Annotated in this window: 15 protein-coding genes; 8 read left to right on the top strand and 7 right to left on the bottom strand. The window is 51.5% G+C overall.

Annotated elements, in window-relative coordinates:
* The first annotated feature begins 65 nt into the window (after positions 1-65).
* The gene (locus ACTTK7_RS04115; RefSeq protein ID WP_462866035.1) at positions 66-956 is read left to right on the top strand and encodes an alpha/beta hydrolase; all 891 of its coding nucleotides are present in this window, start codon (positions 66-68) and stop codon (positions 954-956) included.
* A gap of 13 nt (positions 957-969) precedes the next feature.
* On the opposite strand, the gene ACTTK7_RS04110 is transcribed toward ACTTK7_RS04115, so the two are convergent.
* Positions 970-1,350 carry a DUF488 domain-containing protein gene (locus tag ACTTK7_RS04110; RefSeq protein ID WP_462866033.1) on the bottom strand — a complete coding sequence of 127 codons (381 nt, stop codon included), beginning with the start codon at positions 1,348-1,350 and terminating at the stop codon, positions 970-972.
* A gap of 191 nt (positions 1,351-1,541) precedes the next feature.
* On the opposite strand from ACTTK7_RS04110, the gene ACTTK7_RS04105 reads away from it, so the two are divergent.
* Both ACTTK7_RS04105 and ACTTK7_RS04100 read left to right on the top strand, forming a co-directional pair.
* Positions 1,542-1,700 (top strand): hypothetical protein, encoded by a 159-nt coding sequence (locus ACTTK7_RS04105; RefSeq protein WP_462866031.1) that lies wholly within the window; start codon positions 1,542-1,544, stop codon positions 1,698-1,700.
* A 236-nt stretch (positions 1,701-1,936) separates the two neighbouring features.
* A complete protein-coding gene (locus ACTTK7_RS04100; protein ID WP_462866029.1) occupies positions 1,937-2,161 on the top strand; it encodes a helix-turn-helix domain-containing protein in 225 nt (74 codons plus the stop codon).
* Between the two features lie 89 nt (positions 2,162-2,250).
* Here ACTTK7_RS04100 and ACTTK7_RS04095 read toward each other — a convergent pair whose 3' ends face one another.
* Both ACTTK7_RS04095 and ACTTK7_RS04090 read right to left on the bottom strand, forming a co-directional pair.
* On the bottom strand, positions 2,251-3,468 hold the full coding sequence (locus ACTTK7_RS04095; RefSeq protein ID WP_462866027.1) for an NRAMP family divalent metal transporter: 1,218 nt from the start codon (positions 3,466-3,468) through the stop codon (positions 2,251-2,253).
* Positions 3,469-3,510: 42 nt separating this feature from the next.
* Entirely contained in the window at positions 3,511-4,302 is a 792-nt protein-coding gene (locus ACTTK7_RS04090) for a carbon-nitrogen family hydrolase (RefSeq protein ID WP_462866025.1), read from the bottom strand.
* Positions 4,303-4,450: 148 nt separating this feature from the next.
* Between ACTTK7_RS04090 and ACTTK7_RS04085 the strand changes: the two genes are divergently transcribed.
* Positions 4,451-4,936, top strand: coding sequence for a cupin domain-containing protein (locus tag ACTTK7_RS04085; protein ID WP_462866024.1), 486 nt, complete (start codon positions 4,451-4,453; stop codon positions 4,934-4,936).
* Between the two features lie 53 nt (positions 4,937-4,989).
* Here ACTTK7_RS04085 and ACTTK7_RS04080 read toward each other — a convergent pair whose 3' ends face one another.
* Positions 4,990-6,651: a putative bifunctional diguanylate cyclase/phosphodiesterase gene (locus ACTTK7_RS04080; RefSeq protein ID WP_462866022.1), complete on the bottom strand. Its 1,662-nt coding sequence runs from the start codon at positions 6,649-6,651 to the stop codon at positions 4,990-4,992.
* A 5-nt stretch (positions 6,652-6,656) separates the two neighbouring features.
* A complete protein-coding gene (locus ACTTK7_RS04075; protein WP_462866021.1) occupies positions 6,657-7,415 on the bottom strand; it encodes an MHYT domain-containing protein in 759 nt (252 codons plus the stop codon).
* A gap of 317 nt (positions 7,416-7,732) precedes the next feature.
* Between ACTTK7_RS04075 and ACTTK7_RS04070 the strand changes: the two genes are divergently transcribed.
* Complete coding sequence (locus ACTTK7_RS04070; RefSeq protein ID WP_462866020.1) at positions 7,733-8,818, top strand: GGDEF domain-containing protein; 1,086 nt, start codon at positions 7,733-7,735, stop codon at positions 8,816-8,818.
* 60 nt (positions 8,819-8,878) lie between these two features.
* Here the strand turns inward: ACTTK7_RS04070 and ACTTK7_RS04065 are convergent, their stop codons facing one another.
* Both ACTTK7_RS04065 and ACTTK7_RS04060 read right to left on the bottom strand, forming a co-directional pair.
* Positions 8,879-11,239: an FdhF/YdeP family oxidoreductase gene (locus ACTTK7_RS04065; protein WP_462866018.1), complete on the bottom strand. Its 2,361-nt coding sequence runs from the start codon at positions 11,237-11,239 to the stop codon at positions 8,879-8,881.
* Between the two features lie 123 nt (positions 11,240-11,362).
* Positions 11,363-11,719 (bottom strand): Na-translocating system protein MpsC family protein, encoded by a 357-nt coding sequence (locus ACTTK7_RS04060; RefSeq protein WP_091612859.1) that lies wholly within the window; start codon positions 11,717-11,719, stop codon positions 11,363-11,365.
* A gap of 446 nt (positions 11,720-12,165) precedes the next feature.
* Here ACTTK7_RS04060 and ACTTK7_RS04055 point away from each other — a divergent pair, with 446 nt between their 5' ends.
* From ACTTK7_RS04055 to ACTTK7_RS04045, 3 genes are all read left to right on the top strand, one after another.
* Positions 12,166-13,044 carry a polysaccharide deacetylase family protein gene (locus ACTTK7_RS04055; RefSeq protein ID WP_462866015.1) on the top strand — a complete coding sequence of 293 codons (879 nt, stop codon included), beginning with the start codon at positions 12,166-12,168 and terminating at the stop codon, positions 13,042-13,044.
* Between the two features lie 76 nt (positions 13,045-13,120).
* A complete protein-coding gene (locus ACTTK7_RS04050) occupies positions 13,121-13,447 on the top strand; it encodes a hypothetical protein (protein WP_462866013.1) in 327 nt (108 codons plus the stop codon).
* A gap of 15 nt (positions 13,448-13,462) precedes the next feature.
* Positions 13,463-14,476 carry a CobW family GTP-binding protein gene (locus ACTTK7_RS04045; protein ID WP_462866011.1) on the top strand — a complete coding sequence of 338 codons (1,014 nt, stop codon included), beginning with the start codon at positions 13,463-13,465 and terminating at the stop codon, positions 14,474-14,476.
* The last annotated feature ends 23 nt before the right edge of the window (positions 14,477-14,499 follow it).

Below are 14,499 nucleotides of genomic sequence, written 5' to 3'. Positions count from 1 at the left end.
ATTTTTAGCTTAACAACCGCCAGCGGCAGGAATAGGCACATAGAGAGAAGAAAGGAGTGGCACGGATGCCTGTATGGAGAACCTACCTGTTAACCGCGCTGTTACGCGCATTTCAAATACGACTCCGCCGTTATTCACCGACCCATATTACCCCGCCCGCAGCAGATACGGTCCGCACGGACTCCTACCTCGTGGAAACGGCTGCCGGCGCAACCCCCGTGCATATTTATTATCCCGAAGCAGCCGGAGGCCGGGCGCTCCCGGTGTTTGTGAATCTGCACGGCGGCGGCTTTTTCATGGGCAGCTACGCCGATGATGAAGGCTGGGGCCGCTATGTTGCCGAGCTTACGCCCTGCGTAGTGGTGAATATTGATTATCACCTGGCCCCGCGCAGCCGGTTTCCGTTTTCCCTGTTTGAAATCCGGGACGTGATCGCATGGCTGCACGCCCATGAGGATGGGCTCGGGTTGAATATGGAACGCTTCGCCCTCGGCGGACACAGCGCCGGTGGCAACATTGCCGCATCAACACTGCTGCTTTTACGAGACACCGGGGCGCCAATGCCCGCAGTTCAAATTTTGGACTCGCCGATTCTCGACCTTGCGACCGATCCCCGCGAAAAACCGTCCTTCCCCGGAGCGATACCGATCTTTGTGGCGGATTTATTCCCGGCCAGCTACCTGGAAACAGGCCAGAGCACCTCGCACCCGTATATTTCCCCGCTCCGTGCGGAGTCACTTGCCGGGCTGCCGCCGACGCTCGTGTTCACACCGGAATACGACTCCCTGGCCCGGGAAGCCTACCGGTACGCAGAGCGCCTGAAGCAGGAGGGCGTGCCTGCGGAGTATCAGATGTTTCCGAAGACGCTTCACGCGTTCACCCACGTGGGGCGAAAAAGCACCGCAAAAAAAGCGTGGGGACTCGTCGTCTCCACGCTTCAGGCCCGCCTGCTGTAGGCGGGTTTTCATGTTACTCTCTCGGATGCGCCGGCTGCTGGTCGAGAATTTCCTTCAGCACCCAGGCGTGATTTCGTTTTACGTCTTCCGATGAAAACACGAGCGTTACATCCTTATCCTGCATCCGCACAATTTCTTTCAGACGCTGCAATTCTCCGCGCTTGAGCTCATCCTGCTCAAGCTCTGCCTTGTACGCCTCCTTGAAGCTTTCGAATTTTTTCGGCTCGTCATCAAGCGCCTTCTGGAGCTCCTTCGACGGAGCGACGCCGTCGACCCATTCATGAATATCAGCGCGCACCTCTTCGACTTCATTCGGCCATTCCTTCTCGACAAAAATCCGGTAGCCATCGTCTGTGTCTGCTTTCTTATGAAGCCGTTTGCAGTATATTGGCATTGATATCATCCTTCTTTTGTATAATATGAAACATCTCTTCCCGGCTCTTTCCTTTCCCCAAAGGTGGGCAAACGTGCAAATGAACCAAAATACTCGCCCATTCTCCTATCACCGCTATTATTTTTTCTACTTCTCATATTTATTTTTATAAACACCTATAGTATATTAGTAAGCAGAAAGGAGGGAAAATAGTGGTTAAGGATATCGTGGAGAATGTATTCACTCTCATTCTCACCTTCCTGTTCACGATGAGCCTGTACTACGACGTGAAACTGAAACGTCAGCAGGCAAAACACGAGCAGGAAACACAAAAAAAGCACCGCTCTCGCTCCACGAGAAGACGGCGCTAGTAACCGTGGGGGAGTACGCTCCCCCTATCCTTAATCACAGTATACAATGAAAAACTGGTTTCGACAAGCCTGGCGTAACGAGCTGGCGCTACTGCTTCTAACCGTTTGGTATGTTTCCCGTTCGGACTTTCCGCAGCTCGGTGTATTCGAGGTGGCAGGCCTTTCGATGCTTGGCACTGCCTACCTTCTTTACATTGTAAAGCTCTATTATACCTGGCAATTAAGGAAAGCGACCTATGAATAAGAACGAACTGGCCGAATTGCTCGATGATTACTGTTACACAAAACAGGAAACGGCCGACATTCTCGGCATCAGCATGCAGCGCCTTGGCACGCTAATCCAAAACGGCAAACTCACTCCCGTTCCACACCCTGGGACCAAACTTTTTTTAAAAACCGATGTGCATGCCCGTCTCGAAGACCAAGAAGAGCTGCGGAAACGATACTATCATCGTCCTTAAACTAAAGAGCCCTTGCATAGGGGCTCTTTTTTCAGTTAATACAGATCAGGCTAATAAGCTAATGGTTCCATGTACAGTCTCAACCCATTCTACTGCCACAGATCCGCAATTCCCTGAAGCGATAGAAACCCTGCCATAAGTGTCACTACCACTGCGACAATTCCGAATATAAGCATCCAGCACGGATGTCTGTAATCTCCGACAATGGATTTTTTCCTGGAAGCCACCAGCACCGATCCGAGAGTTAACGGAAGAATTAACCCGTTTAAGGCACCAGCTACGATTAACAATGTGACCGGCTCCCCGACAATAGCGAACACTATCGTGGAAAAAGCAATAAAACTGATAATCAGCCATTTATAATACTTTTCAAGCTGCGGGTGAAAGGAACGGATGAATGAAACGCCCGTATAGGCCGACCCGATCACGGAGCTGATCGCAGCGGACCACAGCACCACGCCGAATATTTTATATCCGACATTGCCAAGAGCGATCTGGAATACGGAGGCTGCCGGATTTCCTTCATCAAGCGTATACCCTGCAGATACGACACCCAGAACGGCGAGAAATAAAAGCACTCTCATAACCCCGGTCGTTAAGATACCGAAATTCGCAGCTTTGGTCACAAGCGGCAGGGCTTCCCTTCCCTGAATACCCCGGTCAATCAGCCGGTGGGCACCGGCAAAGGTGATATAGCCGCCCACGGTGCCCCCGACAAGCGTTACGACCGGAAGCACGAGCGCTGCATAATTCTCCGGGAACACGCTGCGGACCACGGCTTCCCCGAGCGGCGGGTTCGTCGTGATCATGACGTAGCCTACCATCATAATCATCACTATGCCCAGAATGGGAATCAGGATATCCACCACTTTTTCCGCGCTTTTTACGGTAAAAATGATAATCGCAATTACGCCGGTAATCACTGCTCCCACCTCCGGGGAAATGCCGAACAGCACATTGATACCAAGACCGGCTCCGGCGACATTTCCGATGTTAAAGGCAATACCGCCGAGCACGATGAGTGCTGCAACCAGATAGCCGAGCCCCGGGAACACCATGTTGGCCACATCCTGCCCCCGTTTTCCGGAGACAACCAGCACCCGCCAGATGTTTAACTGGGCGCCTATATCAATAATAATCGATGCTAAAATAGCAAAAGCAAAGCTCGCCAGAAACTGGGACGTGAATTCGGTCGTCTGCGTTAAGAATGCCGGGCCGATGGAGGAGGTTGCCATTAAAAAAATGGCTCCCCATAATACCCGCCGCTGTACGCCTTTTTTCAACAGATCATTTTGGTTTTGATCCATCCTTCACCGCCGCCTTTCTTCCATCATAGGCTGCTTTCTTCTTTATTCGTACAAGTCCGGCACCCGGCTGCCGAAAACAGGCACGTTTTTGCGGACATCTGCCACATTGGACAGGTCCAGGGCTTCCTTTAGCGTTTCCTCGTGCTCCACGCTTCCCTTCTGCAGCACGTTTCCCCACGGGTCGATAAACGCTGAGGAGCCGGCAAACGTAATGCCGTCGTAGGCGCCCGGACGGTTGCACGTCACAACATACATCTGGTTTTCCACCGCCCGCGCTATGCTCAGCACTTCCCAGTGGCTCCGGCGGCTGTCCGGCCATTCTGCCGGTATAAACAGCAGCTCGCACCCCTGCAGGGCGAGGCTCCGGATAATTTCCGGAAAACGGAGGTCATAGCAGATCACCACTCCCATTTTGACGCCGTCCAGCTCAAACACCTTCACCGGCTCGCGCCCGCCGTTTAAATATTCCGGCTCATTCAGCATCGGCACAAGGTGCATTTTGTCATACTCGTAAACGAGCTTTCCTGTATTATCTATAACTACGGCCCGGTTGTACACCTTGCCGTTTTGTTTGACCGCCATCGACCCTCCCATGATATGAACGTGATAGCGCTTCGCCGCTTCCTGTAAAAAACGGATCGTTTCACTGTCTGCCGGATCCTCCGCAATGTCACGGAGCTCCGGGAGCGTATACGCTGTCGTCCACATTTCCGGAAGCATGACCAGATCCACGTCCTCAAGCTCCTGATCCTCTAACCACCGGCTTACTTTTTGCCGGTTCGCTTCCGGGTCACCCGCTACAATATCCATTTGATAAACTGCAATATTCATCATTTTCCTCCTCCTGGCTATGTATCCTATTACGTTTCAATATACCACCGGGCGCCGTGACAGAAACAGTAACGATTCTCCGGTTCTTGTTTCGTCTTCTGCCCCAGGCCTTTATGCTTAAAGATAAATAACAGGAAAGGAGGGACCTGTTTTGCATAATGCTGATGATTGGATCACCCAGCTCCAACTCGAGCCGCACCCGGAGGGCGGCTTTTTCCGGCAGACAATCAAATCGGATGAAACTATTACGGCAGCTGACGGAAGAAACCGTGCCCAATACACGAGCATTCATTTTCTCGTGCGCTCCGGTGAGCCGTCGCGCCTGCACCGGCTGGCGTCAGATGAACTGTGGTATTATCATACCGGCGCTCCGCTTGACGTGCATATGATCCACCCGGAGAGCGGGAACCACGGCATCCTGACGCTTGGACCAAATCCTGCAAATGGCGAGGTGCTCCAGGGCGTCGTGCCGAAGGGCACTATTTTCGGCGCTGAAGTCCGCATCCCGGAGCAGTTCGCGCTGGTCAGCTGTGTCGTCGTTCCCGGCTTTGATTTTGCCGACTTTGAACTGCTTACATGCGAAGAGCTCACCACCGCTTATCCTAAGCACCGGGAAGTAATTGAGCGACTGACGTAATAAAGCACAAATAAGCCCGTGCAGACTCTGTCTGTGCGGGCTTCCCTCTATTATTAAGACGTCAGTTCTTCATCTCTTTGTCCCTGATACACTTTAATCGCTTCGGCCGGGAGCGGCGGGCTGAAATAATAGCCCTGGTACTCCTGGCATGATTTCTCCGACAAAAGAAGAAGCTGAGAGCTTTTTTCAATACCTTCTGCGATCACGTTAAAGCCGAGACGCTGCGCCATATGGATAATACTTTCCACAATGGCTTCCTCGCGCTGGCCGTCTTCGATGCTGTCCATGAAGGTTTTGTCAATTTTCAACGTATTCAACGGAAAGTCCTTCAGGTAGCTGAGCGACGAATAGCCAGTGCCGAAATCATCGAGAGAAATACGAATCCCCTGTGCACGGATGCTTTCCATTAAAGGAATGGAATGCTCCGGCTCCTGGATGATGCTTTCTGTCAGCTCCAGTTCCAGATACTCCGGCGGCAGCCCGGCGGTTTCCAGAATCTCTTTTACCATTTTAAGAAAGTCAGGCTGCTTGAACTGCAGAGTAGAAATATTCACCGACATACGGGTAATGGTGCTTCCCTCCGCTTTCCATTCTGCCATCTGCCGGCAGGCTTCCTGGAGAATCCAGCGTCCAAGCGGAACAATGAGGCCGGTTTCTTCGGCAAGCGAGATGAATTCCACCGGCGAGACCATGCCAAGCTCCGGGTGGTTCCACCGCACCAGCGCTTCATATCCTTTCACTTCATCCGTCAGCACATCCACCTGCGGCTGATAATACAGCAGAAACTCTTCGCTGATAATCCCCTTGCGCAGGCCGGATTCAAGCAGCATTTTTTTGGACACTTCATCATTCATATCTGAGGTGAAAAAACGGTATTGGCCTGCTCCATTATTTTTCGCTTTGTACATGGCCGTATCGGCATGCTTCAGCAGCTCCTCAGCTGTTTTTCCATCATCCGGATACATACTGATGCCAATAGAACCGGAAATAAACAGTTCGTTTTCTTCGATCAACAGCACCTGGTTCAAAGCCCGCAGAATGGACTGTGCCATGTTGCCGGCCTGATAGCCTGTGACATCCGGCATCACCACGACAAATTCATCGCCGCTCTGACGGGCAAGAAAATCGTTCTCCCGAAGCAGAGCCTCCATCCGCGATGAAGCGGTAATCAGCAGTTCGTCGCCAATACGGTGTCCATAAACGTCATTGATATTTTTAAACCTGTCCAGGTCAATAAACAGGACCGCAAGCTTCTTTTCAGGCTGGTGGTCGATGGTAACAGCCAGCTGCTCATTGAGCATGCGCCGATTGGGAAGCCTGGTTAACTCATCCCGGTAGATCAGCTCCTGTATACGCTCGTTCTGCCTGGCGCGCTCTGAAATATCCCGGATAATGCCAATGTATATATATTTCCCGCCGCTCTCCTGCCTGGAAAAGGAGAGTTCCAGCGGGAAGGTATGCCCGTCCCGGTGCAGCCCTTCCATCTCCACGAGCGATGCACTTTTTGCCTCTTCGCCTGTCTGATAGTAGTATTCCACTCGTCGCTGGCACACCTCCGGCACGATCACCGATAGCGGGCGCCCCACAATGTCTGCTTTCCGGTGCCCGAAAATGCGCTCAGCGGCCTGATTCCAGGAAGTAATGAGCATATCCATGTTGGAGGTAATAATGGCGTCATTCGCCGAATGAATAATGTTCTGGTACAGATTGTCCACGTAGCTCAGCTGATTTTTTTAAATTCCATTTGGCGGTCAAATACTGCTACGATCGTCGTAATGATCAAAATACTCATAATTCCCATCCCGATAAAAATAGACAGAAGCTCGGCATTTACCGCATCCGGCCCTGCCGCTATTCCAGCATTGCTGTGTTCAAAGGAAGCAGCGGCCATGCCCGTATAATGCATGCCTGCAATAGCCGCCCCCATCACCAGCGAGCTCCCAATAAAGCCGGCCTCCTGGCGCAGGCGGTTCTGCACCCGGGGCGCCAGGGAAAGAAGGCGCAGGGCTGTAAACGAAGCGATAAACGCGATCACTACAGACAACGCCACTAAAAATGAATTGTATGTTACTTCGGCCTCCATCTTCATGGCTTCCATACCAACGTAGTGCATCGATACGATTCCGCTTCCAATTAAAAGGGCGCCCAGAAGATGAACGAGCCGGCGGGGCTGAAAAAACCGAAGAATCAAAAAAGCGAACCAGCTGGCGGCTACTGCAAATACAATACTCAGCGCGAGCAAAAGCGGGTCATACGTTACAGGCATGCCCATGTCCACGGCGAGCATGGCGATAAAATGCATCGACCAGATGCCGCCGCCAAGACACAGGCCCCCGCTCATGGCCCAGAGAGTTTTGTGCTTTGGTCCCGGCGTTTTCAGCCGCCCCGCTGTATGGAAAGCAGTATAAGAGGCTAGTGCGGCAATGATTAAAGACAATACAACCAGTCCGGGGCTGTATGATTCGTAAGTAATATCCATCACGTTCACCTCTGGTGCTTCACCACATATTTTTAAGTAATTAGAATTAATTAATCTATACCTTTTATCGGCAGGAAAGTCAAAATATTTGAGTAATACCCTCTTTTTCTTTACCGCCGCAATATTTGCAGGACGATGTAGTACTAAATAACTAACAGATTCTGTTTTTGCTAAAAAGTCTTTTCTACTTATTTCTTTTGGCCCTTTGGAAGAAAGTGGATTTACCTAGTAAAGATGATATGATTACAAGGATAACTTGTGTATACAAGCAGATGAAGGATGTTCCGGCAGAAAGACATGACGTTGTGGAGGAATTTATGCTATCAGGATTTTTTATAAATATAACCATTCTCATATCGCTTATCTATTTTTTTCACCGTCTGTTATCTAAAACATCATTAAGCACCTCATCTCCGTTAAAACAAAAAATAGCCTCGGGAACTGCCAGCGGTCTGCTGGGGCTTGTGCTGCTCGGCTATACCATCCCGCTGAACGAAACCACTATCATCGATCTCCGGCTTGTGCCGGTTACGCTGATGGCTGTCTTTGGGGGCTGGATGCCGACTATTATTGCCGGAATTATTATTGCGGCCGGGCGGCTGCTCATGGACTTCAGCCCTTCTTCCTTCCCTGCCCTGCTTCTTATTGCTCTCAGCGTAGTTTCAGGCGGGATCATCCATACGATGGTGGGAAATATTTGGCGGCGGGCGGCCTGGATGATTGTACTCACCAATGTCTATATGACAGGGGCGCTTTCCGTGCTCCTGCCCGGGACCGACTGGCTTCCCGCTTCAAGCTTTTATCTGCTGGCCTCCCTTGCAGGTACAGGCGTTTCTGTTTACATGACTGTGCATTTGAATAAAGTGAACCAGATGTTTAACCGCTACCAGTATCAGGCGTACCGGGACAACTTAACGGCGCTGTACAACCAGCGCGCCTTTCAGGAGCTGCTCGGGCAGGCTGCCGGGGAATATCCGGCAAGCAGCCGCTCCCTGTCGCTGCTGGTAATTGATATCGATTACTTTAAACGAATCAATGATACCTACGGGCATCTCGAGGGCGATATGATTTTAAAGCAGCTCAGCCATGTCATCGTTGCTTCTATCCGTCCGGATGATGCGGCCTTTCGCATCGGCGGGGAGGAATTCGGCGTGATTTTGTATGACTGCGACGAGACCCACGCGTTAACCATTGCCGAGCGCATCCGTGCCGATGTCGCCCGCACCCCGTTTATCGCTGCCGGGCGCCCCGCTCCCCAATTCATTACTGTCTCTATTGGGATTGGATCCTACCCGGTGCCCGGCAAAAACGTCCATGCTTTGTACGATCTGGCGGACAAAGCGCTGTATCAGGCCAAACGGCAGGGACGCAACTGCGTCTGTGCAACAGAGTCAGCCGGTTAGAAAAGCCAAAAGAGCTGCCCGTTCAACGGACAACTCTTCGTTTATACCATTAGTCTTTTCCTATGCCCCCGGTGTATCCTCGAGGTCATCCACCCGTTTCTCCAGATACTCGGTATCCTTGCGGGCGTTGAACTTTTCGGCCTTTTCCACCTTTACGCCGATGTTGTAGTCCGGAATTTTCGCAAACTGCTCGTAGCGTCCCTTTGGCAGCAGGAAGTTGCCCTCCGGAAAATGGACGCCCAGGTTGCCCGGGGCCATATCGGCGATGCGCACCCGGCCCTGGAACACGCCGTACCGGTTGTACAGCACCACCGCTTCGCCGTCCGTGAGCCGGTTGTCTCCCGCATCTGCTTCGTTCATCAGCACGTCATAGCGCTCTGCGCCGTTGATCGGGTCGGTCGTTTTATACACCATCGAATTAAACTGCTTGCCGCGCCGGGTCGTCAGATAAAATTCCCCCGGCTGCCGGTTCAAGTCCGGAATTTCGACCGGGATCAAATTGCTGCGCCCGTCCGGCGTCGGGCAGACACCGCCTTCGCACAGCCATGCGCCGCCCCACTGAAACACGTCGCCCTGCTTTTTCAGATACTGGACGCCGTCGTAGTTCGGATTCGCTTTGGCCATTTCCTCGCGTACCTCGTAGCCGTCCTTAAAATCAACCAGATGTGCCGTTTCCGGCTTCACGCGCCTGGCGAGGTCAATATAGATTTTCCATTCCGCGCGCGCTTCCTCGATTTTGTTTTTGTTGCCTTCAATTTCCGGGGAAAAGTACACCATCCGCTCGGTCGAGGTCGACGTGCCGCCGTCCTCCTGCTCGTAGCGGGTTTTAGCCGGCAGTACAATTACCGCTTCCTTCGCGTCCACGAGCGTCGACGTGTTCAGGATAATGTCCTGGTGCACGCGGACGTCGAGCTCCGAGAGCGCCTGCTCCACAAAATCCGGATCCGGCATCGTTTCCAGGAAGTTGCCGCCGGACAGGTAATACATTTTGATTTTACGCTCGTGATCCTCCGGCAGCATAATGTTTTCAAGCGTCACGCCAACCACGTCCCCCTGCCATTTCGGAATGTCAAAGCCCCACAGCTGTTCCATCCGCTCAATGCTGCTGTCGGTAAAGTCACCGCCCGGAAGCACAAACGGGTCCGCCCCCATTTCTCCACTTCCCTGCACGCTCGAGTGGCCGCGAAACGGCATCAGGCCGCTGTACTGGCGGCCGAGAAAGCCGCGGAGCAGTGCCAGGTTGGCTACCTGTGAAATGTTGTCGGTCGCAAACGAATGCATCGTGAGCCCGAGCGCCCAGGCGAACACCGCGTTTTTGCTGCGGGCGAGCAGGTCGGACAGCTCAATGATCCGCTCCTGCGTCACGCCGGATGAGGCCGTAATCTCCTCCCACGACTGCGCCGTCACCTGCTGCTTCAGCTCCTCGTAGCCGTTCACGTGCTCGGCGACGAATTCGTGATTGATCGCAGAACCCGCTGCCTCTTCCTCCATGTCGAACCAGTGCTTCATGATGCCGTGCATAAATGCAATGTCGCCGCCGATATTAATCTGGTAAAAATCATCCGCCACCTTCGTACCAAACAGCGCCGACTCCGGATTCGACGGAATCCAGTACTCATCCATCGACGGCTCGCGGTACGGGTTAATGACAATAATTTTGGTGCCCTTTTTCTTCGCCTCCAGCATATATTTCGTGGAGACCGGCGAGCTGTTGGATGCCACGCTTCCCCAGAACATCAGCACGTCGGTGCCGATCCAGTCCTGATAGTTGGCCGTGGATGCCCCGACGCCTACCGAGCGCTTCATCGCGGTTTTGCTCGGTGAGTGGCAGATCCTTGACGCGTTGTCGATATGGTTTGCCCCGAGAAACCGCGAAACCTTGGCAGCCACATAGTACGATTCGTTCGTAATGCCGCGCGACGTCAGGTAAAAGGCATACTGCTTCGGGTCGAGCTCCTTCATTTTATCCGCGATCGTATCCATCGCATCGTCCCAGCTGAGCCGGGAAAATTTGCGCTCGCCCTTGCGGCGGATCATCGGGTACGGCACCCGGCCAAGCTCCCGCAGCTCAGTGCTCGAGTATTCGCGCAGTTCGTCAATGTCCTTGTTTAAAATTTCATCGTCGACCGCCGGCATCGTGTTCAGCCGAAGCACGTTCAGCCGCGTTGTACAGATGTGCGGGCCGCTGAGCGTCTGGTCATACAGACCGGATACCCCGAGCGCACAGCCGTCGCAGACACCCTTCGTAATAATGTTTTTCGCGTAGCCGAGATTGTCCTTGTTGTCCCAGGCGATTTTCATCGAATCCCGGATATGCTTCGGCTTTACCTTGCCGAGGCCGAACGGGATCGGGCTCACCCAGTGCTCCGGTGCCGGCATTTTTGCTTTTTTCATTGGTCCCTGGTGCTTTGTCTCTCCCATCATTCACCACTCCTCTATGTGTAATAATAAAAAAACCACCTCACGCCCCGGAGCCTGAATCGCCCGGAGCGCAAAGCGGTTGAGTCTTTTGCAGGGTCGCTGCGAAGTGCCTAACCTGTGTATTTAAGAGAATTTCTCCTGAATGTTGTCGCTGAATACAAAGACCGACATGCCGAAATCCTTTTCGATATCAATATCCACATACAAATCGACAAACGTGCTGCCGAGGAATTCCTCCATCTCCACGGGGTGGTTCTTTTTATACATGTCCTTCACCATTTCTGTCCGGGCCGCCCGAAGCATTTGTTCGCCGTTGTCGGCGGCGGCAATAAACTTCTCCACCGGCGACAGGTTGCCCTCCATCTCGCAGATGGCCCAGTTTTTGCAGAAGGTCGTGTTGATTTTGCCCGGCCCTTTGCCCATATGTCGTTTACGGAACGCTTTGACCAGGTTGCTGAACTCAGCTTCGTATTTGTTCATTTTTTTCACCTTTACTATGTTAAGCTCTCTAAATTTTATGCGCCGCAGCCGCAAAAATCAACTCGAAAGTGTCTCTTCTTACCCACTCCTCCATATGTAATAATTAAAAAAAGCGCCGTCTGTGCCGCCGGGAGAAAAATCCCCAGGCAGAAACAGAACGACGCTTAGCTTCAGGCAGGACCTCTGCCGAAATACCAATGTAATCGTTTCCATAATTATACTCATTTAAAATCGCCTGCAGGAGCGCTGCCGCGATGTTTAAATGTTACAGCTTTCTGAACACCTTTATCATAGCTGTTTTTGACCTGAATTTCAATTGTTTTTTAACTAAGAGCTTCGAAAACGGCAGAACAATTACCATAGCTTTATTTTTTCTTATTATTTGCAATTTTTAAACAAAGACGGCATCATTTTATTGGAACCATTATTTTCAAGGAGGGGTTTTTATGGCAAAGGAAATATATATCGCGTATGGAGTAGATGTGGATGCTGTGGCCGGCTGGCTCGGTTCTTACGGAGGAGAAGATTCCCCGGATGATATTTCCCGCGGATTATTTGCCGGAGAAGTTGGCACTCCGCGTCTTTTAAATTTATTTGAAAAATATAATCTGAAAACGACCTGGTTTGTTCCCGGCCACTCGATTGAAACATTTCCTGAACAGACAAAGATGATTATCGATGCCGGACACGAAATCGGTGCCCACGGCTATTCCCATGAAAACCCGATTGCCATGACCCCGAAGCAGGAAGAAGATGTGCTCCTTCGCTCGCTCGAGCTTATTGAATCATATTCCGGGAAAAAGCCTACGGGCTATGTTGCGCCGTGGTGGGAATTCTCCACAGTAACTAATGAACTTCTTCATAAGCACGGCATCAAGTATGACCACAGCCTGATGCATAATGATTTCACCCCGTATTATGTACGTGTCGGCGATGAGTGGACAAAAATTGATTACAGCAAAACCGCTGAAGAATGGATGAAGCCGTTGAAGCGCGGCGAAGAAACCAGCCTGGTCGAACTGCCGGCCAATTGGTACTTAGATGATCTGCCGCCAATGATGTTTATTAAAGGATCGCCAAACAGCCACGGCTTTGTAAACCCGCGGGATATAGAAGAGCTGTGGCGGGATCAGTTCGACTGGGTTTATGAAAATCTCGATTACGCTGTGTTTACAATGACGATCCATCCAGATGTAAGCGGCCGCCCCCAGGTGCTTAAAATGCACGAACGTTTAATTGAACATTTCAGCTCCCATGAAGGTGTAAAATGGGCCACCTTCGATGAAATTGCTGATGATTTTATACAGCGTTTTCCGAAAAAATAATTTGCAGCTGCTTTAACTGCCGGGAGGGTGACAGCCCGCTCTCCTGGCAGTCTACCTTTTGGAAAGGAGTATTTATATGTGTATACTCTGCGGGGAATTTATAGAACAGGTCCACTGGACGGACACAGAGAGGCAAAAGATGGATACGGTCGTTGCCGGCCAGTACCAGCGGGAAAGAAAGCGCGCCAGAAATCTGCGTGCCAAAATATGCAGCGATATTTTAGCTGGCTACGGCATCAAATTGAAGGAATGGAATAATAGTAAATTTATTATCTCAACCAGCACCGGAAAAACCCGGATCATTCACGACCTCGGCCAGGTTTGGCAGGAGGCGGAATCATTTATCGGCGCCCCCGTGGATCCTCTCGACCCTGAGCTGCTAGAGGCCCTGCAGCAAAAATAATTGGGAGGTGTGGACATGAACGCAAAAATCCCGATCACGATCATTACCGGCTGTCTCGGCAGCGGAAAAACGACCGTTCTGAATTATCTGCTTCAAAACGCGGAACACGAACGTTTCGCGGTAGTCGTAAATGAGTTTGGCAAAGCCGGTGTGGACCATCACCTTCTGAGTTCCTCCGAAGAAAAAATTTCCCTCGTCAACTCCGGATGTGTATGCTGTAACGCCCGGGAGGATCTGGAAGAGGAATTAAAGCAGTTATTATTCGCCCATGAACAGCAAACGAATATTTTTGACCATATTATCATTGAAACGACCGGGCTGGCAGACCCGTCTCCGATTGTTTATACCATTTTGCACCATCCTATGCTCTCGAACCATTTCTCCATCAATCTCATTATTACAACGGTCGATATTCAAAACGCTTCCATTCAAGTGAAAAGAAGTCCTGAATTCGTGAAACAATTGAGCGCTTCTGACCGTGTTGTCCTGACAAAAGCGGACCTGGTTAACGAGGAAGAAAAAATGCGCATTCAAACGCTCGTTCAAAGTATTCAGCCAGTGGCTCATGTTGTAGAAGCCCACAACGGGAAAACAGATACAGAAGCACTGCTTCAGCCTCTAGAACGCGCCCACCCGCATTCTTTCTTCTCTGCTCCCGCTGAACCCGCCGCTTCCAGCGTCCAGTCTATTTCATTTACGTTTGATCAACGGATTGATTGGACGGCCTTTACTTTATGGCTCAGCATGCTTCTTCACGCCCACGGCGAAAACGTTCTTCGGGTGAAGGGCCTGCTGAACACCGGGGAAGACTTTCCCGTAAGCTTAAACGGCGTGCAGCATCTTATCCATCCCCCCGAGCATCTGCAGGAATGGCCGGAAGACGCCGTTGACTCCTATCTTGTATTCATTCTGCGCGACATTAATCCCCAACTGATTCAACAGTCCCTCTCGGTGTTTCAGCGATACATTGGAAGCGACGTCGAGCTTTTGGAATACCGCGAGCAAATAGAAGGATCCTTAAACAATTAAGGATCCCGTTCTGTCTTATATGA

The organism is Marinococcus tarijensis (assembly GCF_054971385.1).
Note: the sequence above shows the minus strand (reverse complement) of the source record. Positions and strands in the feature narration are given on the sequence as shown.

Coding starts and splice junctions, on each gene's coding strand:
- ACTTK7_RS04115 (WP_462866035.1), top strand. CDS start 66: ATGCCTGTATGGAGAACCTACCTGTTAACCGCGCTGTTACGCGCATTT.
- ACTTK7_RS04110 (WP_462866033.1), bottom strand. CDS start 1,350: ATGCCAATATACTGCAAACGGCTTCATAAGAAAGCAGACACAGACGAT.
- ACTTK7_RS04100 (WP_462866029.1), top strand. CDS start 1,937: ATGAATAAGAACGAACTGGCCGAATTGCTCGATGATTACTGTTACACA.
- ACTTK7_RS04095 (WP_462866027.1), bottom strand. CDS start 3,468: ATGGATCAAAACCAAAATGATCTGTTGAAAAAAGGCGTACAGCGGCGG.
- ACTTK7_RS04090 (WP_462866025.1), bottom strand. CDS start 4,302: ATGATGAATATTGCAGTTTATCAAATGGATATTGTAGCGGGTGACCCG.
- ACTTK7_RS04075 (WP_462866021.1), bottom strand. CDS start 7,415: ATGGATATTACTTACGAATCATACAGCCCCGGACTGGTTGTATTGTCT.
- ACTTK7_RS04070 (WP_462866020.1), top strand. CDS start 7,733: ATGCTATCAGGATTTTTTATAAATATAACCATTCTCATATCGCTTATC.
- ACTTK7_RS04065 (WP_462866018.1), bottom strand. CDS start 11,239: ATGGGAGAGACAAAGCACCAGGGACCAATGAAAAAAGCAAAAATGCCG.
- ACTTK7_RS04060 (WP_091612859.1), bottom strand. CDS start 11,719: ATGAACAAATACGAAGCTGAGTTCAGCAACCTGGTCAAAGCGTTCCGT.
- ACTTK7_RS04055 (WP_462866015.1), top strand. CDS start 12,166: ATGGCAAAGGAAATATATATCGCGTATGGAGTAGATGTGGATGCTGTG.
- ACTTK7_RS04050 (WP_462866013.1), top strand. CDS start 13,121: ATGTGTATACTCTGCGGGGAATTTATAGAACAGGTCCACTGGACGGAC.
- ACTTK7_RS04045 (WP_462866011.1), top strand. CDS start 13,463: ATGAACGCAAAAATCCCGATCACGATCATTACCGGCTGTCTCGGCAGC.